This window comes from Kutzneria sp. CA-103260 (assembly GCF_018263855.1).
Taxonomy (GTDB): domain Bacteria; phylum Actinomycetota; class Actinomycetes; order Mycobacteriales; family Pseudonocardiaceae; genus Kutzneria.
Genome location: NZ_CP073318.1, coordinates 9724821 through 9744742, shown reverse-complemented (window position 1 = coordinate 9744742; position 19922 = coordinate 9724821). Strand labels below are relative to the sequence as shown.

General features: G+C 72.0%; 20 protein-coding genes. 6 read left to right on the top strand and 14 right to left on the bottom strand.

Annotation, left to right across the window (positions count from 1 at the left end; translation table 11 throughout):
- Nucleotides 1-9 precede the first annotated feature (9 nt).
- From JJ691_RS43605 to JJ691_RS43590, 4 genes are read right to left on the bottom strand one after another with little or no spacing between them, the layout of a single operon-like run.
- Nucleotides 10-1086: an SIS domain-containing protein gene (locus tag JJ691_RS43605; RefSeq protein ID WP_211765268.1), complete on the bottom strand. Its 1077-nt coding sequence runs from the start codon at nucleotides 1084-1086 to the stop codon at nucleotides 10-12.
- 6 nt (nucleotides 1087-1092) lie between these two features.
- The gene (locus tag JJ691_RS43600) at nucleotides 1093-1299 is read right to left on the bottom strand and encodes a Trm112 family protein (protein WP_211765267.1); all 207 of its coding nucleotides are present in this window, start codon (nucleotides 1297-1299) and stop codon (nucleotides 1093-1095) included.
- Nucleotides 1300-1322: 23 nt separating this feature from the next.
- Entirely contained in the window at nucleotides 1323-2672 is a 1350-nt protein-coding gene (locus JJ691_RS43595) for a phosphomannomutase/phosphoglucomutase (protein ID WP_211765266.1), read from the bottom strand.
- Between the two features lie 49 nt (nucleotides 2673-2721).
- On the bottom strand, nucleotides 2722-3090 hold the full coding sequence (locus tag JJ691_RS43590; RefSeq protein ID WP_211765265.1) for a DUF3499 domain-containing protein: 369 nt from the start codon (nucleotides 3088-3090) through the stop codon (nucleotides 2722-2724).
- An 85-nt stretch (nucleotides 3091-3175) separates the two neighbouring features.
- Here JJ691_RS43590 and JJ691_RS43585 point away from each other — a divergent pair, with 85 nt between their 5' ends.
- Nucleotides 3176-3643 carry a metallopeptidase family protein gene (locus JJ691_RS43585; RefSeq protein WP_184868889.1) on the top strand — a complete coding sequence of 156 codons (468 nt, stop codon included), beginning with the start codon at nucleotides 3176-3178 and terminating at the stop codon, nucleotides 3641-3643.
- A gap of 61 nt (nucleotides 3644-3704) precedes the next feature.
- Here the strand turns inward: JJ691_RS43585 and JJ691_RS43580 are convergent, their stop codons facing one another.
- Together JJ691_RS43580 and JJ691_RS43575 are read right to left on the bottom strand one after the other, a co-directional pair.
- Nucleotides 3705-6992 carry a glycosyltransferase family 2 protein gene (locus tag JJ691_RS43580; protein WP_211765264.1) on the bottom strand — a complete coding sequence of 1096 codons (3288 nt, stop codon included), beginning with the start codon at nucleotides 6990-6992 and terminating at the stop codon, nucleotides 3705-3707.
- 78 nt (nucleotides 6993-7070) lie between these two features.
- The gene (locus JJ691_RS43575) at nucleotides 7071-7322 is read right to left on the bottom strand and encodes a WhiB family transcriptional regulator (RefSeq protein ID WP_184868888.1); all 252 of its coding nucleotides are present in this window, start codon (nucleotides 7320-7322) and stop codon (nucleotides 7071-7073) included.
- Nucleotides 7323-7643: 321 nt separating this feature from the next.
- Here JJ691_RS43575 and JJ691_RS43570 point away from each other — a divergent pair, with 321 nt between their 5' ends.
- Both JJ691_RS43570 and cofD read left to right on the top strand, forming a co-directional pair.
- On the top strand, nucleotides 7644-8417 hold the full coding sequence (locus JJ691_RS43570; protein WP_211765263.1) for a site-2 protease family protein: 774 nt from the start codon (nucleotides 7644-7646) through the stop codon (nucleotides 8415-8417).
- 34 nt (nucleotides 8418-8451) lie between these two features.
- Nucleotides 8452-9417, top strand: coding sequence for a 2-phospho-L-lactate transferase (cofD, locus tag JJ691_RS43565; protein ID WP_211765262.1), 966 nt, complete (start codon nucleotides 8452-8454; stop codon nucleotides 9415-9417).
- A 41-nt stretch (nucleotides 9418-9458) separates the two neighbouring features.
- Here cofD and JJ691_RS43560 read toward each other — a convergent pair whose 3' ends face one another.
- Together JJ691_RS43560 and JJ691_RS43555 are read right to left on the bottom strand one after the other, a co-directional pair.
- A complete protein-coding gene (locus tag JJ691_RS43560) occupies nucleotides 9459-10319 on the bottom strand; it encodes a heme-binding protein (protein ID WP_211765261.1) in 861 nt (286 codons plus the stop codon).
- A 53-nt stretch (nucleotides 10320-10372) separates the two neighbouring features.
- Entirely contained in the window at nucleotides 10373-10864 is a 492-nt protein-coding gene (locus JJ691_RS43555) for a hypothetical protein (protein ID WP_211765260.1), read from the bottom strand.
- A 258-nt stretch (nucleotides 10865-11122) separates the two neighbouring features.
- Between JJ691_RS43555 and JJ691_RS43550 the strand changes: the two genes are divergently transcribed.
- Both JJ691_RS43550 and JJ691_RS43545 read left to right on the top strand, forming a co-directional pair.
- Complete coding sequence (locus JJ691_RS43550) at nucleotides 11123-12463, top strand: coenzyme F420-0:L-glutamate ligase (RefSeq protein WP_211765259.1); 1341 nt, start codon at nucleotides 11123-11125, stop codon at nucleotides 12461-12463.
- Nucleotides 12460-12999: an NUDIX hydrolase gene (locus JJ691_RS43545; RefSeq protein ID WP_211765258.1), complete on the top strand. Its 540-nt coding sequence runs from the start codon at nucleotides 12460-12462 to the stop codon at nucleotides 12997-12999. Before JJ691_RS43550 ends, JJ691_RS43545 begins: the two co-directional genes overlap by 4 nt.
- Here JJ691_RS43545 and JJ691_RS43540 read toward each other — a convergent pair.
- From JJ691_RS43540 to JJ691_RS43530, 3 genes are read right to left on the bottom strand one after another with little or no spacing between them, the layout of a single operon-like run.
- Nucleotides 12996-13889 (bottom strand): DNA-3-methyladenine glycosylase family protein, encoded by an 894-nt coding sequence (locus JJ691_RS43540; protein ID WP_249227402.1) that lies wholly within the window; start codon nucleotides 13887-13889, stop codon nucleotides 12996-12998. The genes JJ691_RS43545 and JJ691_RS43540 overlap by 4 nt on opposite strands.
- Complete coding sequence (locus JJ691_RS43535) at nucleotides 13886-14872, bottom strand: AAA family ATPase (protein WP_211765257.1); 987 nt, start codon at nucleotides 14870-14872, stop codon at nucleotides 13886-13888. The genes JJ691_RS43540 and JJ691_RS43535 overlap by 4 nt, the downstream gene beginning before the upstream one ends.
- A gap of 4 nt (nucleotides 14873-14876) precedes the next feature.
- A complete protein-coding gene (locus tag JJ691_RS43530) occupies nucleotides 14877-15971 on the bottom strand; it encodes a nucleotidyltransferase family protein (RefSeq protein ID WP_211765256.1) in 1095 nt (364 codons plus the stop codon).
- 116 nt (nucleotides 15972-16087) lie between these two features.
- Here JJ691_RS43530 and JJ691_RS43525 point away from each other — a divergent pair, with 116 nt between their 5' ends.
- Nucleotides 16088-16744 carry a hypothetical protein gene (locus tag JJ691_RS43525; RefSeq protein ID WP_211765255.1) on the top strand — a complete coding sequence of 219 codons (657 nt, stop codon included), beginning with the start codon at nucleotides 16088-16090 and terminating at the stop codon, nucleotides 16742-16744.
- Here JJ691_RS43525 and JJ691_RS43520 read toward each other — a convergent pair.
- The 3 genes from JJ691_RS43520 to JJ691_RS43510 form a co-directional block, all read right to left on the bottom strand.
- Nucleotides 16710-17603: a glycosyltransferase family 2 protein gene (locus tag JJ691_RS43520; RefSeq protein ID WP_211765254.1), complete on the bottom strand. Its 894-nt coding sequence runs from the start codon at nucleotides 17601-17603 to the stop codon at nucleotides 16710-16712. The two genes, JJ691_RS43525 and JJ691_RS43520, sit on opposite strands and share 35 nt — an antisense overlap.
- An 11-nt stretch (nucleotides 17604-17614) precedes the next feature.
- Nucleotides 17615-18748: a glycosyltransferase family 4 protein gene (locus JJ691_RS43515; protein WP_211772095.1), complete on the bottom strand. Its 1134-nt coding sequence runs from the start codon at nucleotides 18746-18748 to the stop codon at nucleotides 17615-17617.
- A gap of 66 nt (nucleotides 18749-18814) precedes the next feature.
- Nucleotides 18815-19903, bottom strand: coding sequence for a glycosyltransferase family 4 protein (locus JJ691_RS43510; protein ID WP_211765253.1), 1089 nt, complete (start codon nucleotides 19901-19903; stop codon nucleotides 18815-18817).
- Between the last annotated feature and the right edge of the window lie 19 nt (nucleotides 19904-19922).

The following is a 19922-nucleotide window of genomic DNA, read 5'->3' as shown; positions in this document are numbered from 1 at the left end:
GTCACTCCCTCATACGGCGGCCGGGGCGTAGTACCCGGGGCCGCCGATGGTGCCGGCCGCGAGCCCCAGGTAGAGGGCGGCCAGCTCGAAACGCAGGGCAAGCACCGCGGCGCAGGTGGCGTCGCCGCCGGAGACCTCGTCCAGCCGGATCACGTCCGCGCCGGCCAGCGTCGCCTCGGCCGCGCGCCGGGTGGCCTCGGCGGCGTCGCCGCGGCCGACGGCCAGCAGCAGCACCCGGGGCTGGGTGGGCTGCTCGTCGTCCGGGTCGGCGAACAGGTCGCCGCCGGAGCTGGACTGCACGGCGGCGCGGTGCAGGGCCGCGCGGCCGATCGCCTGCTGGTAGCCGGCCACGTCGCTGACCAGGCCGGCGTGGCTGGCCAGCACGAAGGCGGCGTGCCAGGCCACGGCGGTGGCCGCCGGGTCCAGGCCCCACAGCAGCGGCGTGCGGTCGGCGACGCGCAGCGCCAGGCTCTTGGCCGGGTTGACGAAGGACTCGTGCATCGGGTGGTCGCGCTCGGCCTCGCGGTCCAGCTCGTCGGCCAGTTCGACGAGATCGGCGCGCAGCAGCCCGAGCGCCCCGACCACGACCAGGCCGGCGGCCAGGGCGCGGGCGAAGCCGAAACCGGTCGGCACCGGCACCCGGGGCGGCAGCAGCAGGCCACGGCCGGCGGCCGCGGCGGCCACCGGGCCGTCCGGCGGAGCCGTCACGATCACACGGGCCCCCCGCCGGGTGGCCCGGTCCAGGGACTCGGCCAGCACCACGTCGCCGGGGTCGTCGGTGTGGGCGATGACCATGTCCAGCGCGCCGATCCAGCTCGGCACGGCCTCGGCCAGCACCACCGGCACCGGGCAGGCCGTGGTCAGCAGCGCGGCCAGCAGCTGGGAGGCGGCCACGCCGATGCCGGGCCGGGTGACCAGCACCAGGGCCCGGGGACGGTCCTCGGCCAGCCGCGCGACGCCGGCCTCCTCGGTGGCCTCGGCGATGGCCCGCACCTGTGCGCCGGCCATCGCCGCCGCACGCAGCAGCCCGCCGCTGTCGATGTCGGCCAGCCGAGACGGATCGTCGAGCAGGGTGTCGTCGAGCACGTCAGCTCACCCGGCCAGGCCGCCCGGCGGCGGCACCGCCTCGTCCAGCAACAGCACCGGGATGCCGTCCTGGACCGGGTAGCCGCGGCCGCACTCGGTGCAGGTGAGCATGTCCGCGTCGGCGTCGTCCACGGTGCCGGGGCGCAGCGGCGCGTGGTCGGGCGACGGGCAGCGCAGGATCTCCAGCAGCTGTGGGTCGAGCTGAACGGCCATCGGGTTCCTCCCTGGGGAAAGTCTCAGCGCCGGACGATGGCCAGCACCTCGTCGCGCAGCGCGGCGACCGCGTCGGCGTCGGGTGCCTCCACGTTCAGCCGCAGCAGCGGCTCCGTGTTGGACGCGCGCAGGTTGAACCAGCGGCCGTCGCCCAGGTCGACGGTAAGCCCGTCCATCTCGTCGAAGCTCACGCCTTCGCGGCCGGCGAACGCGGCCCGCACCGCCTCGGTCGAGGCGGCCTGGTCGGCCACCGTGGAGTTGATCTCGCCGGACGCCTCGTAGCGGCAGAACTCGGCGGTCAGCTCGGCCAGGGACCCGTCCTGCTCGCCCAGCGCGGCCAGCACGTGCATGGCGGCCAGCATGCCGGTGTCGGCCCGCCAGAAGTCCCGGAAGTAGTAGTGGGCCGAGTGCTCGCCGCCGAAGATGGCGTCGGTCTCGGCCATGCGCTGCTTGATGAACGAGTGCCCGACGCGGGTGCGCACCGGCTTGCCGCCGCGCTCCAGCACGATCTCCGGCACGCAGCGGGAGGTGATCAGGTTGTGGATGACCGTGGCCCCGGGCTCCTTGGCCAGCTCACGGCTGGCGACCAGGGCGGTCACCGCGCTCGGCGAGACCGGGTTGCCGTCGGCGTCGACCACGAAGCAGCGGTCGGCGTCGCCGTCGAAGGCCAGGCCGGCGTCCGCGCCCACCTCCACGACCTTGCGCTGCAGGTCGACCAGGTTGGCCGGGTCCAGCGGGTTGGCCTCGTGGTTGGGAAAGTTGCCGTCCAGCTCGAAGTACATCGGCACGACCTCGATCGGCAGCCCGGCGAACACCTCGGGCACCGTGTGGCCGCCCATGCCGTTGCCGGCGTCGACGGCGATCTTCAGCGGCCGGATGCCGCTCAGGTCGACCAGTTCCCGCAGGTAGGCGGCGTAGTCGGCGAGCATGTCGCGCTGGGTGACAGTGCCCTGGCGACCCTGCGCCGCCGGCACGCCCTGCTGCGCCCAGTCCCGGATCTCGGCCAGGCCGCTGTCCTGGCCCACCGGCGCCGCGCCGGCCCGGCACAGCTTGATGCCGTTGTACTTGGCCGGGTTGTGGCTGGCGGTGAACATCGCGCCGGGCAGCTGGAGCTTGCCGGAGGCGAAGTACAGCATGTCGGTGCTGGCCAGCCCGATGGACACGACGTCGACACCCTGGCTGGTCACGCCCTCGGCGAACGCGCCGGACAGCTCCGGCGAGGAGTCGCGCATGTCGTGCCCGATCACCACCGACGGCCCGCCGACGAGCTTGGCGAACGCCGCGCCCAGCGCACGGGCGACGGCGGCGTCCAACTGCTCGCCGACCACCCCACGGATGTCGTAGGCCTTGACGATCGCAGACAGGTCCGGCACGCCTTCTCCCGGGTAGCTCGGATGGGACGCTGCCAGCCTACCGGCGTGTTCAGTCCTCGATCGGGTCGGGCAACACCCGCAGGTGCCCGCGTCGATGCGCCCCCATGGAGGGGTCGATCGGGTCGACCCGATCCACCGGCCGGTCGACCCGGCCGGCCTCCCGCACCGCCTCCGCCAGGGCCGTCAGGTCGTCGACCGACGGCTCGGGAGCGGCGAACTCACCCCCATGCCTGACGACCTCCCAGCCGCGGGGCACCGTGAGCCGCATGGCGTGCTCCTCGCACAGGTCGTAACTGTGCGGTTCGGAGTAGGTGGCCAGGGGTCCGACGACCGCGGTGGAGTCCGCATAGGCGTAGGTGAGCGTGGCGACTGCCGGGTTCGTACACCCGGTTCGCGAGCACCGCCTCACGCTCCGCACGATCGCTGACGATAGCGCTTCCCACTCTTGGCGGCGTGCAGGCACGCGGGTGACACGCGCCCGCGTACGCTGACTGGCCGTGGTGATGGCCAGAGGATCCAGGCGTCGGGGACGCCGCAGTCGCGACCGGCACGGCCGTGGCCTGCGCGGACCGCTCTATCCGGCGACCCTGCCGGCGGCGCGCAGCCGGGCCGAGCGGTTCGACGCGCTCGTGATCGAGGCGCTCGAGCCGATCGAGGCCCGCTGGCGGACCGAGCTGACCCAGCTCGACGTGGCCGTGGACGACGTGCCCGAGGTGCACGTCGGCCCGGACGACGAGCTGAGCTGGGAGGACGGCGTCGTCGACGACGGCAACGTGCCGCTGGCCAGACTGGTGCCGGCCGGGGTCGACCGACGCGGTGTGCCGACGCGAGCACGCATCGTGTTGTACCGCCGGCCGCTGGAGGCCCGGGCCAAGGACGGGGCCGATCTCGCCGATCTCGTCCACGATGTCCTGGTCGAGCAGATCGCCAGCTATCTCGGGCTCGATCCGGACGTCATCGACGGGGATTAAGAACCTCCTGAAATTGTCATGAAAGGCCCCTTCACCGCGTTCAACGTCAGGAAATGGCCCTTCATGACGACGGCCGGCGACTGGGAATGGCTGTCAGCACCGTGAACAGGAGGAAGGCGGCCTGGACCAGCAGGAGGAGGCTGCGCAGGGTGCCGGGCTGGTCCACGGTCACGTCGGCGGCGGTGGTGGGCACCGGGACGGCGATCAGGTGGCCCCAGGCCCGGACGGTGGCCGCCGGGCGGCCGTTGACGGTGGCCCGCCAGCCGGGCTCGTCCTCGGCGGCCAGCACGAGCAGCCGGCCGCTGGGTCCGTCGGAGACCCGTACGGCGATGTCCGGCGGCGCGGCGTCCACCGGCGCGATGCCGGGCGCGCCCAGCTCCGTGGGCGGCACGCCCCCGGTGACGGCCTTCTGAGCCTGCTGCGGAGCCAGCAGCACGACGTGGCCGTTGGCCAGCTGCACGCGGACCACGGGCCGGCCGTCGGACATCGGCGGCGAGGCGGTCGCGAGGTCGCCGACGGAGTCGTGCAGCCGCCCGGCGGCCGCGGCGTCAGGCAGCACCAGGTAGCTCACGCCGTCGACAGCTAGCTGCGCGACGGCGGCCTTGGCGGCGTCATGGTCGGTCCCGATCAGGTCCGCACCGAGCTTGGCCAGCCGCTCGGCCGCTCCTGGCACCGGCTCCAGGTCGTCATCGCCGTAGCCGGCGAGGCCCCCGGCGGTCAGCCGAGTCGGCCGGCCGTCGTGGGCCAGTTCCAGCACCGTCTCGTTGGTCGTCGCCAGCTCGCTGGCGATCGCCGGCACGAACCGGGGGTCGCCGCCGGCGTGCAGCGGCCCCTGCCGGCCGGCGATCAGCGCGCTGGCGGCCAGCAGCCCGACCACCACCACGGCGGCGCTGACCGAGGAGAAGCGCAGGTGCGGGATCTCCCACACGACCGGGGCCGGCACGCACGCGCCGAGCACCACCAGCAGCAGCCCGGCGCCGACCACGAGCATCGGCGCGCCGGTCCACACCTGCTGGCTCCACAGGTACCCCACCACCACCGCGCCGCCGACCGCGATCACCAGGCCGGGCAGCACGTTCCGGTTGGCCCGCAGCACCGCCGCGCTGACCGCGGCCACGACCACGAACGCCCCGATCACCGGCAGGGCCCCTGGGCCGCCCGGGTCAAGGGTGACCAGCCGGGTCAGCCCCTCCGGTTCGTCGGGCAGTCGCGCGCCGACGCCGTGCAGCAGCACATCGGGGTGCTGCAACACGACCGCCGGCCACGGCAGCAGCAAAGCCAGCGGCAGCAACACGATCCCGAACAACGCGAGCACCCGTCGGTGCCCGGGCACGGCGACGAAGCCGATCAGGATGCCGACCAGCACCAGCAGGTGGATCAGCGGCGAGAACGCGCCGATCGCCGCGAGGCCCAGCGACGTGCTGGCCACCGTGGCCACCCAGGTGCCGGGAGCGTTGCCCCGCAACAAAGTTGCCGCCCCGGCAAGCACGAGCGGCAGCAGCAGGTGCACGACGACCACATCCAGCCGGCCTTGCGACACGGCCGTCGCAGCCGCCGGCAGCAGGGCGTACACGGCGGCGATCAGCGCGCGAATCGGCCGGGCGACCCGCATTCGCCGCGTCGCCAGGTACGCCGCGACACCGGCCAACGGCAGGTCGCCGAACAACAACACGGCCACCGCCGACTGCGATCCGCCCAGCACCGCGCCGAGACTTCCCAGCACTGCCAACGCTGCCGGCGCCGGTGCGGCGGTGCCGCCGGCCACCGGATGCCAGGTGGCCAGATACGCCGACCAGGTCGCGGCCAGATCCCGCACGGGTAGCAGCCGACCGCCGACCAGATCGACGCCGAGACGATCGAAATTGACGATCACGCCGAGCAGCGACAGCGCGACGAACATCCACAGCGCCGGCGACAGCAGCAGCTGCCGGATCACCTCGCCCCGGTCGACCTCGACGAGCATCAGGTCGGCCAGCGGGTTGGGCTCCTCCTCGCCGCGTCGCCGCGGGGACGGCCGCGGTCGCGGGCTCGGCCGCATCCCCGGCGGCGCCTGCGCGGCCACCGGCACCATCACCGTCGGCGGTCGCCGCAGTCCGGCCGGGCCACGCCGCTTGCCCCGCAGCGCGCCGGCCGGCAACGCCTGCGGCCCGACCGGAAGCTTGGTGTTGCGGCTGTCGTCGGGATCGAGCCATTCCGTGCGCGGGGTTTCCGGCGTGGGCAGCCGTCCGAGCACCGCGTCGGCCTGGACCCGCCGGCGGACCAGCACGGCCAGGCCGCTGCGGAAGGCGTTGCGCAACCGGGTCAGGCGGCTGGTGAACAGTCCGCGCACGCTTCTTTGCCCAGCGACAGAAATCGGCCGCCGCTCGGCCCGGGCGGCCAGCAGCCGTCCCCGTCCGCTGAGCAGATAGCGGATCGCGCCGAGTTCCGCCCGTGCGTCCGATCCCCGGCGCAGCACCAGGAACCCCAAGGCGCGCAACAGGCACAGCAGTATTAGACGCGGGAGTCCAATCAGGAAGGACGGCAGCGCGCAGTTGACCAGAAAGGTCCGCACGCCGTGCGCCCGCTCCACGCCACGCAGGAACGGGCCGGGCGGCGCGGCCAGTGCGTCCAGCCTACGCTCGCCGGCACTGGCCGCGCGGGCGTGCCGCAGCCGGGCCGTCGGCACGGACAGCACCAGACTGCCGGCTTTGTTTGCCCGCCAACCGAAATCCAGGTCGTCGCCGAACATCGGCAGCACCGGGTCGTAGCCGCCGAGCCGGTCCCACAGCTCGCGGGAAATCAGTGAGCCGGCCGAGCTCACGGCCAGGGATTCGGTGCTCTGCTCGAAAAACCGGCCCTGGGCGCTCTCCAGCGCGGCCAGTCCGGTCTGCCGATGACCGGATGAGTCGGTGGACAATCCGGCCGCCACCACGATGTTCGGGTCGTTCCAGTCCAGGCCGAGCGGGCCGAGCACGCCCGCGGCCGGCGACATCTCGGCCGCCGCCAGCAGCGCGGCCAGGCAGTCCGGCTCCGGCGCGCTGTCGTCGTGCAGCAGCCACAGCCACCGCCCGGGGTCGCCCCACCGCTGCACCGCGTGCTCGACGGCCGCCCGCACCGCGTCCCCGTAACCGGTTCCACGGGACAGGGTCAGCACACCGTCCAGCACCGGCTTGTCACCGGATGCGGCCTCCGCCAACAACTTCGGCGTCCGGTCGTGCGAGCCGGTGTCCACCGCGATCACGTGTCGCGGCCGCGGCATCGAGCGCCGCAGCGCCGACAGCGCCAGCCGCAGCCACGGCTCGCCGTTGTGGCACACGAGCACCGCGAGCACCGGCGCTGTGCGCAACACCGGCTGGGCCTTACCGGGCAACTGGCCACTCCCATCGTCGGCGCGTCGAGCACACCGTACGACCGATCATCGGGCCAGTTGCCCGGAGGGTTGCGCCGCTTACGCGGGCCTCTTCTTCAGCTTCCGGCGTTCCCGTTCGGACAGCCCGCCCCAGATGCCGAAGCGCTCGTCATGGGCCAGCGCGTACTCGAGACACTCCGAGCGCACCTCGCAGCCCTGACAGATCCGCTTGGCCTCCCGGGTGGATCCGCCCTTCTCCGGGAAGAACGCCTCGGGATCGGTCTGCGCGCACAGGGCGCGCTCCTGCCACTCCTGCTCTTCGTCGTCGCCGTCGAACACCCCGTCCAGCACCGTGAAATCCCTCTCACCGGATTCCAGCAGGCCGAACTCGCGCACGGGCGCGCCGATGTTGACGATCTCGGCCGCTTCCACGACGCGGCCTCCTTCGATTTCCATGTCCGTCCGCCTCCTCGCCTTCCGCACTCCCCGGTTGGCGGACACCACCCACCGCCCCCTCGACGGTGAATGACACCAATGTGATTACACCCGTGTCGTTGCAAGGGGTCAAGCGAAGTACTTACGTCGGGGGACACCGTCACGCAGGGCGAACAGCCGTTGTCACCTGGTCATACCGCAAGTCGTCACCCTCGGCCACCGGGCACACTGGTCGCTGTGAACCGATCATCGGTCCGACCGAGCCCCCTGTTCCTCGGCCTGCTGGGCGTCACAGTCATCGGTGCGGTGCTGTGCGCGCTGCCGGCGGCCGACCCGTACACCGGCAGCATCCCCCTGCTCACCGCCGGCGTGGTGCTGTTCGTCATCGGCGGCTGGGTCGTTTCCCTGTGCCTGCACGAGTTCGGCCACGCACTGGTGGCCTACCGCGGTGGCGACCACGAGGTCCGGCAGCGCGGCTACCTGACCCTCGACCCGCGCCACTACACCGATCCAGTGCTGAGCATCGTGCTCCCGCTGGTGTTCCTGATCATCGGAGGTCTGCCGCTGCCCGGCGGCGCCGTGCTCATCAACCACTGGGCGCTGCGGTCGAAACCTGTCGAATCCCTGGTTTCCCTGGCCGGCCCGCTGTTCAATCTGGTGATCGGCCTGGTGCTCAGCACGGTCGTCGCGGTCGCGCCGCTGCCGCTCGGCCTCCAGTTCGCCTTCTCGTACCTGGCGTTCCTCCAGGTGCTGACCTTCTTCTTCAACATCCTGCCGGTGCCGGGCTTCGACGGTTTCGGCGTGATCACGCCGTGGCTGTCGCGCGAGGCCCAGGCCGTCGCGCTGAAGGTTCGGCCGTGGGCGCCGCTGGTGCTGTTCCTGCTGCTGTTCGGCGTTCCCCAGGTCAGCGCGGTGTTCCTGAACATCGGCTACTGGCTGTTCGGCCTGATCGGCGGCAACGACACGCTCTCCGACATCGGCGGCGGCCTGTTCCGGTTCTGGACCCGCTGAGGTTTCACCCGCACGCGTGAAAGGATTGCGCCCTGTGAAGGTCGTGGTATTGGTCGGCGGCGTCGGCGGGGCCCGGTTCCTGCTGGGAGTGAAGGCCGCGCTGCCCGAAGGGGCAGAGATCACCGCATTGGTGAACACCGGGGACGACGTGTGGCTGCACGGGCTGCGCATCTGTCCGGATCTGGACACCTGCATGTACACCCTGGGCGGCGGCATCGACCGCGAGCGGGGCTGGGGGCTGTCCGGGGAGACCTGGCGGGTCAAGGAGGAACTGGCCGCCTACGGTGCGGAGGCGCCGTGGTTCGGGCTGGGCGACCGGGACATCGCCACCCACCTGGTGCGGACCCGCATGCTGCGCGCGGGCTATCCGCTCTCGGCGGTCACCGAGGCGCTGTGCACGCGCTGGCAGCCCGGCGTGCGGCTGCTGCCGATGACCGACGACCAGGTGGAGACCCACGTCGTGGTGGACGTGCCCGGCTCCGAGGACGAGCGGCGGGCGATCCACTTCCAGGAGTGGTGGATCCGGTACCACGCCGAGCTGCCGGCGCACTCGATCGTGCCGGTCGGGGCGGACGAGGCCAAGCCAGCCCCGGGCGTGCTGGACGCCATCGCCGCCGCCGACGCGGTGCTGCTGGCGCCGTCCAACCCGGTGGTCAGCGTGGGCACCGTGTTGTCGATTCCCGGTGTGCGCGAAGCGGTTCGACAGACTTCGGCCGGCGTGGTCGGCATCTCGCCGATCATCGGCGACAAACCGGTGCGCGGCATGGCCGACGCGTGCCTGACCGCCATCGGCGTGGAGACCAGCGCCGAGGCCGTCGGCCGGCACTACGGCTCCCGCAAGGCCGACGGCGTGCTGGACGGTTGGCTGATCGCCCCGGAGGACAAGGCCGTCGTGGACGGCGTGGCCGTGCGCAACGTGCCGCTGCTGATGTCCGATGTGGACGCCACCGCGGACATGGTGCGCGCGGCGCTGGAGCTGGCCGGGGTGTCCCTCGGCTGAGACGGAACGCGCGGCGGCCCGGCGGGCCGCCGCGCACCCGGCTACTGCTTGACCAACGTGGCCACCTGGATGTGCGGCCAGTTGATCCCCAGGAAGTCCAGCATCACCTGCTGGGTGTACTGCAGCTGCATGAACGTCCCGGTGCCGTCCTCGGTCTGCACCTTCTCGATCCAGAAGATCGCGCTCATGCTGACCGCGTTGGCGTTCTTGACCACGAACGGGATGTTCTGGATGCCACCGGCGCTGCCGCCGATCTCGGTGGTGGTGCTGATGATCAGCACGGTGGTCTCGAGGATCTTCTGCTTGCTGATCGCCTCGGTCAGCACCACGTTCGGGTTGGCGATCGCACCGTGCGGAATGCCGTGCGGCAGCCGGGTCTTGGTGAACGGGTCGAGATAGGGCCCGGTCACCTTCTGGCCGGTGTTGGGCCCGGTGGAGAACGTCGGCGTCGAGTCGACCGGCGCGATCTGCGGCGGCCCCGGCACCAGCAGTGACGAGCCCTGCGCGAGCAGCGCGTCGCCGTGCGGGATGGTGGCCATGCGGACCACGCTGGCCGGCGCGACCGGATCGGTGGTCGCCGGAATGTTCAGCCACATCCCCGGCTCCAGGTGCAGCGCCCCGTTGGTCGCCGCGTCACTGACCTGCTGGAGATAGTGCACGCCCTGGAAGAAGATGTCGTCCTGGCCGCTGCCCCGGTTCGGGATCGGCGCGCCGATCGGCGTGAAGGACAATGTCTCCCGGGTCGCGTTGAGCTCCAGGAAAAACGGCTTGTTGTCGTGCTGGTCCGGACGCGAGATCAGGTTGAAGCCGTCGCCGACCCAGGTGCCCGGCAGTTCCAGCAGCGGGCCGAGATCCGGACCGGCGTCGGCCACGGGCGCGCTCGCCCGAAAAACAGTTTCCACTTTCACTTCCCCCTTGAATTGGTGCGATGGTGCTTTGTGTGACGACGGCGCGGTCACTCCCCGGCGACGCGCGCGTCTTGCCGAACCCTCGTCATCACGACGAGGCAGGCGGCGAGCAGGATGATGTCCTTCAGCACGTACTGGCCGGCCAGCGTCGGCGCGTGGTCCGGTCCGCTGAACAGCTCGCCCGGGAACAGCAGCACCGGGGACAGGATCGCGATCGCCCACGCGGTGAGCGGATACACGAGGTAGCGCAGTCCCCGGCCGGTGATCAGCGACAGGCCGAGCAGGCTCTCGACCGTCGCGAAGGCCGGCAGTGCCACCTGGTCCGGCACCAGTCCGAGGGACAGGATCCGGTTGACGTGCAACACCAGGTCCTGCGCCGGACTGAGGCCGGAGAAGTATTTGAGAAACCCGAATCCGAAGATCACCAAACCCAGCGTGACGCGGAGCAGCGGAAAGCTGTACCGCACCAGCCAGTCGTCCACCCTTTTCCGGCGCGGCGCCGGTGGTTCCGGTTTCGTCGCGCTACGCAGTGCCCCCATGGACTTTCCCCCTCGTCCCCCGACATCTAACAAGACGTCCGAGAAGCCCGATGGATGCACATCGCGGCGCTATTCACACTTTCGGTGCGTTTGTTGGCAGCCACTACACCCGACAGGTACAATCCCATCGACACACGCCGTAATATTCCCTCTCCCGATGTGGGCAGCGCCGCAGCGGAGGGATGCGCGTCGGCGTGGCAGGATACGGCGCGTGACCATCGCTGGCGTTTCGCACGATCACCGAGCCGGGAGCCGACGTTGACCGATCACGCCAAGGGCTCCGTCGAGCTGCTGCCGGTGCCGGGGCTGCCCGAGTTCCGGCCCGGCGACGACCTGGCCGCCGCCGTCGCCGGGGCCGCGCCGTGGCTGCGCGACGGCGACGTCGTGGTGGTCACCAGCAAGGTCGTGTCCAAAGTGGAGGGTCAGCTGGTGCCGGCCCCGGACGACCCGGAGCAGCGCGACGCCCGCCGCCGGGAGCTGGTGGTCTCCGAGTCGGTGCGGGTGCTGGCTCGGGTCAAGAACACGCTGATCACGCAGAACCGGCTCGGCATCGTGCAGGCCGCGTCCGGGGTGGACAACTCCAACGTGTCCCAGGCCGAGATCGCGCTGCTGCCGCTGGACCCGGACGCCTCGGCCCGGAAGCTGCGGGCGGAACTGCGTGCGCGGCTCGGTGTCGAGGTGGCCGTGGTGATCACCGACACGATGGGCCGGGCCTGGCGGGTCGGGCAGACCGACGCCGCCATCGGCGCGTCCGGGCTGACCGTGGTCCGCAGTTACGCCGGCGAGGTGGACGCCCAGGGCAACGAGCTCGTGGTGACCGAGGTCGCGGTGGCCGACGAGATCGCCGCCGCCGCGGACCTGGTCAAGGGCAAGCTGGGCGCGGTGCCGGTGGCCGTGGTGCGGGGATTGTCCCTGGTGGACAACGGCTCAGGAGCGAGTGACCTGAACCGGCCGGTCGAGCAGGACCTGTTCCGCTTGGGCACCAACGAATCCATCGCCCAGGGCCGGCGGGAGGCCGTGCTGCTGCGGCGTTCCGTGCGCAGCTTCTCCGGCGAGCCGGTGGGCGAAGACGTGTTGCGCCAGGTGATCGGCGTTGCGCTGACGGCCCCCGCGCCGCACCACACGCATCCCGTGCGGTTCGTGTGGGTGCGGGACCGGGCCCGGCGGACCAAGCTGCTGGAGGCCATGCGCGACCAGTGGCGCGCCGATCTCCGGGCCGACGGCTGGGACGAGCCCCGCATCGAACGGCGCATCGCCCGCGGCGACCTGCTGTGGGGCGCCACCGAACTGGTGCTGCCGTTCATGGTCATGGACGGCGCGCACGACTACCCGGACCCGTTGCGGCAGGCCGCCGAGCGCACCATGTTCACCGTGGCCGGCGGGGCCGCCGTGCAGGGTCTGCTGGTCGCTCTGGCCGCCGAGGACCTGGCCTCGTGCTGGGTTTCGTCGACCATCTTCTGCCCCGACATCGTGCGGGCCGTGCTGGACCTGCCAGCCGACTGGTCGCCGCTCGGCGCCGTCGCCGTCGGGCATCCCGCCGACGGTGTCGTCGGGCCTCGGCCGCCCGCGCCGACCGAACTGGGATTGGTGGAGCTGTGAGCCTGCATGCCGACGCCGTGTCGACGCTGACCGGCTGGAGGCCCGGCACCGAGCCACAGGAGGCGCTGCGGCAGGCGTTCCTGGGCTTCCTGGCCGCGCGTGAGGACGCCTGCCAGCGATCGTGCGAGCCCGGGCACATCACCGCCTCCGCGCTCGTGCTCGACGCCACCGCCGAGAACGTGCTGCTGACCCTGCACCCCAGGGTCGGACGGTGGCTCCAGCTCGGCGGCCACTGCGAGCCGTCCGATGCCACCTTGGTCGACGCCGCCCTCCGAGAGGCCACCGAGGAGTCCGGCATCCGTGGGCTGCGCATCGAGTCCACGCCGCTGCACGTCGACGTGCACGCCATCACCTGCTCGCTCGGCAAGCCCACGCGCCACTTCGACGTGCGATTCCTGGTCCGTGCCCCGGTCGGCGCGAAGCCCGTGCGCAGCGCCGAGTCCGTGGACCTCCAATGGTGGCCCGTCGAGGCGCTGCCGTCCAACGTCGACACCGTGCCCGAACTAGTGGACCTGGCGCTGTCCCGCTACCGCTAGATCGCCCGGTAGTCCCTCGCCGCATAGCGCGGCGCGAACCGGGGCTTCCTGAACCCAGACGCCTCGATGTAGCGGACCGCGCGCTGGCGCTGCGGCCGGTACGGCTCAAGCACCTCGAGCATGCCGTCGTCGTCCAGCGCGTGGCCCACCAGCGCCCAGCCCACCACGCTCGGGATGTGGAAGTCGCCCACGCTCACCTCGTCCGGGTCGCCCCAGGCCCGCTGCGCCACTTCCGCCGTCGTCCACACTCCGATGCCCGGGATCAGCCGCAGCTTCTCCTTGCTCGTCAACGCATGCGCGGCCGCCGCCGCGTTCAGCAGCGTCCTGCGCCGCTGGCCGTCCACGCCCGCCTTGTGCCACTCCCAGTCCTTGACCGACAGGATCGCCCTCGGCGTCGGCGGCACCCTCATCCCCAGCGGCACCGGCCCCGGGGCCGGTTCTCCGTGCCTACGACACAGATCCCGCCACGACCTCCGGGCTTCGTACCCCGTCACCTTCTGCTCCAGGATCGCCGGCACCAGGCTGTCCCACACCCGGTCCGTCGCCCCCAGCCGCAATCCCGGCAGCCTTCGCCGCGTCTCCTCGATCAGCGGGTGGTGCGCCTGGAACGCCTCCGGCTCGTCCTCCGCCCCCAGCAGCCTCGGCACGCCCTCCAGCAGCTCCTCGGCCCCTTCACCCCAGGCCTGCGCCACCACCTCGCCGCCCTGCCGGGCCAGCCGTAGCGATCCCGCCCCCGACGCCGCATTGCCCGTCAGCCACAACGCCCCGTCCGGCCCCGTCTGCATCGCCGGATCCCCTGCCCCACGCCGCAGAGGCCCCACCACCACACCGATGTCCAGCGGGTAGTCGGGCCTCCAGCGGCGGGTCAGAGCTTCCACTCCGATCGTCACCCGACACCTTCCGGCACGAGCTGGTCAGCCCTCAACATCTGGCCTGCGGTGAGGACCTTCTTCCGCAGGAAGTCCCTGTGCACCGGGCCTGGTGAACCCAGAACTGTCTTCCCACCCACGCTTCGGACCGCGAGAATCTCCCGGCTGTCGACACCGGGCACGTCGAGCAAGTCTGAGCTGTGCGTGGCGAGGAGAACCTGGTGTCGGTCGACTCCGTCACGAAACGCGTCCATAAGCGCTCCGGCAGCGGCCGGGTGCAAGCCCTTCTCCGGGTTCTCGATGGCGACTGGCGCGGTTCCGTCGAACAACGCGACAAGCACACCGACAGCGTGCAAGGTCCCGGTGGACATCGCCGACGGAGTGAACCCGGCGACGGAAACACCCGCGGCGACCAGTCGCAGGTAGTCGTCGACACGCCGGCTGGCCTCCGGATCCGTCCGCTCGATCCTGGCGACCGCGCCAGCGATGTTGGAGCCGTCCGGCAACAGCCGGTCACCATCGTTCGACCAGTGCGGGGCGGCCATACGCGATGGGACCAGCGTGAAGACCTGGATCCGGGCCAGCATCTCGGCGAGATCCGGCGGGGCGTTGCCGCACCCGGAGACATCCGGCGGGGCGTTGCCGCACCCGGAGACATCCGGTGTGCGCCAGCTCTCCTCGCGCAGCTCGAACCCGTCCTCGCCGGACGGCGCGACGACGATCCCATACGAGTACGGCCGATCGCCGAGCCGAGCCTCGACGGTGATCTCCACCTCGCCCTGTCCGAACCGGCTGACCTTGCCAAACCCGCCGCGCTCCCGGAAGGCGTTCTCCAGGTTGGTGTTCAGGGCATCCGCGACGAACTGCAAGGCGTCGAGGAAGTTGCTCTTGCCGGAGCCGTTGGGGCCTACGAGCAAGGTGAGCGGGCCGAGTTCGACATCACACGACTCGATGCTCTTGTAGTTGCGCAGGCGGACCCGCGTGATGTCGAACCGAGGGGCCATGGCTTTACGCGTCCGTGGAGAAGCGGACGGAAGTGTCGGGGAGGTGGATGCCGGGCCAGACGCGGGCGCCGTTGAGGAGCTCGCAGTGGGCGCCGACGACGGCGTCGTCACCGATGACGACGTCACGCAGGACGGTGCCGGTGCCGACGACGGCGCGGGCACCGACCAGGGAGGAGGAGACGGTGGCGCCGGAGCGGATGACGGAGCCGTCGAAGAGCACCGAGCCGTCGACGACGGCGCCGGCCTCGACGACGCAGCCGGCGCCGATGGTGGAGCCGCCACGGACCACAGCCGAGGGGTCGACGGTGGCGCCGTCGATGATGACGGCCTCGCCGGGGGCGCCGGGGAGGGCGGCGGAGGGGGCGATGCCGCGGACGAGGTCGGCGGAGCCCTGCACGAACGCCCCGGGGGTGCCGAGGTCGAGCCAGTACGAGGTGTCGACGTGCCCCTGGAGCCGGTGGCCGGAGGCCAGCAGGCCGGGGAAGGTCTCCCGTTCGACGGACACCCGGCGGCCGGTGGGAATGGTCATCAGGGTCTCGCGCCGGAAGACGTAGCAGCCGGCGTTGATCTGGTCGGTCGGCGGGTTGTCGGTCTTCTCCAGGAACGCGGTGACCCGGCCCTCGGCGTCGGTGGGCACGCAGCCGAAGGCCCGCGGGTCGGGCACCTTGACCAGGTGCAGGGTGACGTCGGCGTTGTTGTCCCGGTGGGTGCCGACCACGCCGGCCAGGTCCACCCCGGAGAGGATGTCGCCGTTGAAGACCATGACGTCGTCCTCGCGCAGCCGGTCGCCGACGTTGCGGATGCCGCCGCCGGTGTCGAGCGGCTCCTCCTCGACGACGTACTCCAACTCCAGCCCGAGCCGGGACCCGTCGCCGAAGTACTCGCTGAACACCTCGGCCTTGTACGAGGTGCCGAGCACGACGTGCGTGATGCCCACGGCCCGGATCCGGGACAGCAGGTGCGTGAGGAACGGCACCCCCGCGGTGGGCAGCATGGGCTTGGGTGCCGACAGGGTCAGCGGGCGCAGTCTGGTGCCCTTCCCGCCGACGAGAACGACGGCGTCGACCCTGCTGACCTGCGGTCCTTGGCTGGACGACATGCCGGGTTTCCTCCTCCACTGACGCGGGCGCGACCGAGGGAATACTCTTGCACGTGGCGGATCGATCGGGCATGGGACCCGGTGGCCGGCACGCCGAAGGTAGGAGATGTCGGGAGATGGACCCCCGCGACCGGGCCGAGGCGGCCCTCGCCCGAGCCAGCGCCCGCAATCGGTGGGCGGTGACGCCGAACAACGCGACGTCGCCGATGGACGCCAAGCCCACGGTGCAGATCCCCCGGGTGGTGGTGAACGCGGCCGACCCGCGTGAGCAGGACCCGGACACCACGGTCGTGCTGCCGGGCTCGGTGGCGGCCGGACAGGTGCCGGTGCCGCCGCAGCAGGGGCAGACCCAGCAACTCCCACAGGCCCAGCAGATCCAGCCGACCCAACCGGTGCCGGCGGGGCAACAGTCGCAGCCACTGCCGCACGTGCAGCCCACGCAGCAGATCCCGGCAGCGCAACAGTCGCAACCGCTCCCGCACGTGCAGCCGACCCAGCAGATCCCAGCGGCCCAACAGTCCCAGCCGCTCCCGCACGTGCAGCCCACGCAGCAGATCCCAGCGGCCCAACAGTCCCAGCCACTGCCGCACGTCCAGCGGCCCCCGCAGCAGCCCCAGCAGGCTCCTCAGCAGCAGGCTCCGCAGGGACAGAACTCGGAGCAGCCGACCAAGCAGCTGCCGGGCATCATCCCGACGACCCAGCAGACCCCGGGCCGCCGCATCTCGCTGAGCGACCGCCTCAGTGGGGCGCTGCCGGAGAACGACCAGCCCTGAGCTCCAGCTTGAGCCGCAGCGCCAGCCCGGCCTTGATGGCCAGCCGCAGCGGCGCGGCCCACGGCCCCCGGTTGCGCTCGGACATGTACTTGTACGCGCTGGTGTGGTGCGCGGCCAGCATGCGCTCGGAGGCCCGCGCCGTGGCGTGCCCGCCGAGGTGCACGACCTCGGCCGAGGGCACGTACACGTTCAGCCAGCCGGCTCGCCCGAGCCGGTCGCCGAGGTCGACGTCCTCGAAGTACATGAAGTAGCTGGAGTCGAAGCCGTCGACGGAGTCGAAGGCGTCGCGGCGCAGCAGCAGGCACGAGCCGGACAGCCACCCTGCCGGGCGCTCGGTCACGGAGGTGTCCTGCTGCCGGTACTCGCGGCTCCACGGGTTGCTGGGCCACAGCCGCGCGAACACGGCGTGCCCGAGCCCACGCCCCAGCGACGGCAGCAGCCGCGCGGACGGGTACACGCGGCCGTCGGGCTCGCGAATGAGCGGCCCGAACGAGCCACCGCGCGGCCAGCGGGACGCGGCCTCGATGAGCAGGTCCAGCGAGCCGGCGCCCCACTCGATGTCCGGGTTGACGATGACGATCCAGCCGACGTCGTCGGGCAGCTCGGCGACACCGCGGTTGGCGGCGCCGCCGTAGCCGAGGTTGCCGCCGGTGCGCACCAGGCGCACCTCGTCCCGCTCGGCGGCGGCCTTCTCCGGCGAGCCGTCGGTGGAGCCGTTGTCCGCGAGGATCACGGTGACGGCGCGCGTGGTGGCCTTGGCCAGCGTGTCGAGGAACCGGTCGAGCACCTCACCCGGGGAGTAGGTGATGGTCACGACCGCGAGTTCGTCGCCATAGGTCTTCGGTCCGGGCTGCGTCACGCCGGATGAGACTAGTGGCGGGCGCGGTGGGCCAGGACAGCCGCCCGCCCGTAGGCCTCCCGATGCCGGCTGGCGGACGCCGCCCACGAGAACTCCTTGGCCCGCAACTGCGCGGCCGCGGCCAGCGACGAGCGGCGCGCGGGGTCGTCGAGCAGCTCGGTGAGCCCGGCGGCGATGTCGCCGGCGCCGACGCCGCAGTACGCCACGGTGTCGCCACCGACCTCGGGCAGGCTGAGCCGCCGCGTGGTGAGCACGCACGCGCCGCTGGCCATGGCCTCCAGCACGGGCAGCCCGAAACCCTCGCCGAGGCTGGGATAGGCCACGACGACGGCGCCGCCGAGGAAGCCGGACAGCTGCTCGAACGGCAGGTAGCCGGCGCGGATGACCCGGATGCGGTGCGGCACGGCGTCCAGGGCGCTCTCCACCTGCGTGTCCCACCCGGGCTGACCGGCGAGCACGAGTGCCGGCGGGTTGGCGCGCCCCTGACAGGCGCGGGCGAAACCACGGATGAGCGCGGGCACGTTCTTGCGCGGCTCCAGCGCGCCGAGGAACGCCACGTACGGGGTGTCCTGGAGGTCGAGGGCCGTGCGCACGGCCTGCACCTCCTCCGGCGACGGCGGGTGGAAGCGATCGCCTTCGACGCCGTGGTGCGCGACCTGGAGCACGCGGCGGTCGGCGTTGGCCACGCGCGTGAGCTCGTTGGCGGTGGCGCGGCTGGGCACCACGCACACGGTCGCGCGGGACAGCGACATCCGCGTCCACGTGCGGAAGAACCGGGCCTTGACCGACGAGTGCAGCACGGGGTCGGTGAAGAAGGTGGCGTCGTGCAGCGTGACGACGGAGCCGACCGGGCCGGCCAGCGGCATCGTGTAGTGCGGCGAGTGCACGACGTCGACGTCGAGGGCTCGCGCGAGCCGCGGCAGCGCGCCCTGTTCCCACATCAGGCGCGCGGTGCGCGCGGCGACCGACTCCGGGGCGGGCACGATCCGCGCGCTCGGCGCGAACTGCGCGTACAGGGCCGCGTCACGCGGCTGGCAGACCACGCTGAGCCGGGTCCCGTCGGCGTCCAACGCGGCCGTCAGCGAGTCGACATACCTTCCGACGCCGCCGCGGTCGGCCGGCACGGCCGTGGCGTCGATCAACACGCTGGGGTCGAGACGGTGCACCGGAGCAGACTACGGCGACCGTGATGATCATTACCGACGAATGGACTAACTGTGCGTGCCCAGGCCTAGGTGCACTGCCCACACCGACTCGGCCGCCGTGCGCCAGGTGAATTCCGCGGCCCGGGCTCGTCCGCGGACCACCGCGGCGCGGGCCGCGGCCGGGTCGTCGATTACCGTGCGCAATGCCGCGACCAGCGATTTCGGGTCGCCCCGGCGGCTGCTGAAACCGGCGCCGCCGGCCACCTCGACCAGGGCCGGCGCATCCGAGTGGACCACCGGCACGCCCGCCGCCATGGCCTCCAGCAGGGGCAGACCGAAGCCCTCGGCCCGGCTCGGGAGCGCCAGCAGGGTCGCCCGATGGAGGACGACAGCCAGCTCGGCGTCGGTCAGCGACCCCAGAGATCTCACCCGTTCGGAGGACACGTCGACCTGGCCCCAACCGGTCGCACCGACCAGCAGGACAGGCAGGTGGGGCGCTTCGGGCCGGTCCATGGCAGCGATCAGCACGTCGATGCCCTTGCGTGGCTCAAGCGTGCCAACCGCGAGCACGTACCGCGGCGGCAGCTCCAGGCGCCGGGCCACGGAGTCGGCATCGGACGGCTCCACGGTCAGCGCCGCCGGCACACCGTGACCGACCACACGCACCGGGGCGGAGCCGGCGACATGCTCGGCGAGCTCCTTCGCGACGGTCTCGGTCGGCACCACGATCCCGCCAGCCCTGCGCATGAGCCTGGACACCATCGTGCGATGCCATTGCGCGCCGTGCGGCGTGAGCGTCTCCGGGTGCGTCCACGGCACCGCGTCATGGACCGTGGCGACGAGTGTGCGTCCGCGCTTGACCACGGTCGGCGAAAGCGGCGTTGGCGCGTGCACGGCGTCGCCGCCGGGCCACAGCGGCACACCTCGCTGCCACAGTCGGGCCAGAACCGGTCGTGGCACCGGCAGCATGCGCGGTCCCTCCACGCCGTCGATCTGCGCCGGGCTCGGGTCCGCACACCGCGCCACGACGCCCGTGACAGTCCAGCCGGCCGGTGCGGTCGCGGCCAGCGCGGCGGTGAGTTCCCTGGTGTAGCGGCCGGTGCCACCGGGCACGGGGGCGAGCAGCTGATCGGTCAGCACCACGAGTTCGGGCACGCCCAAGGGTGACATGTAC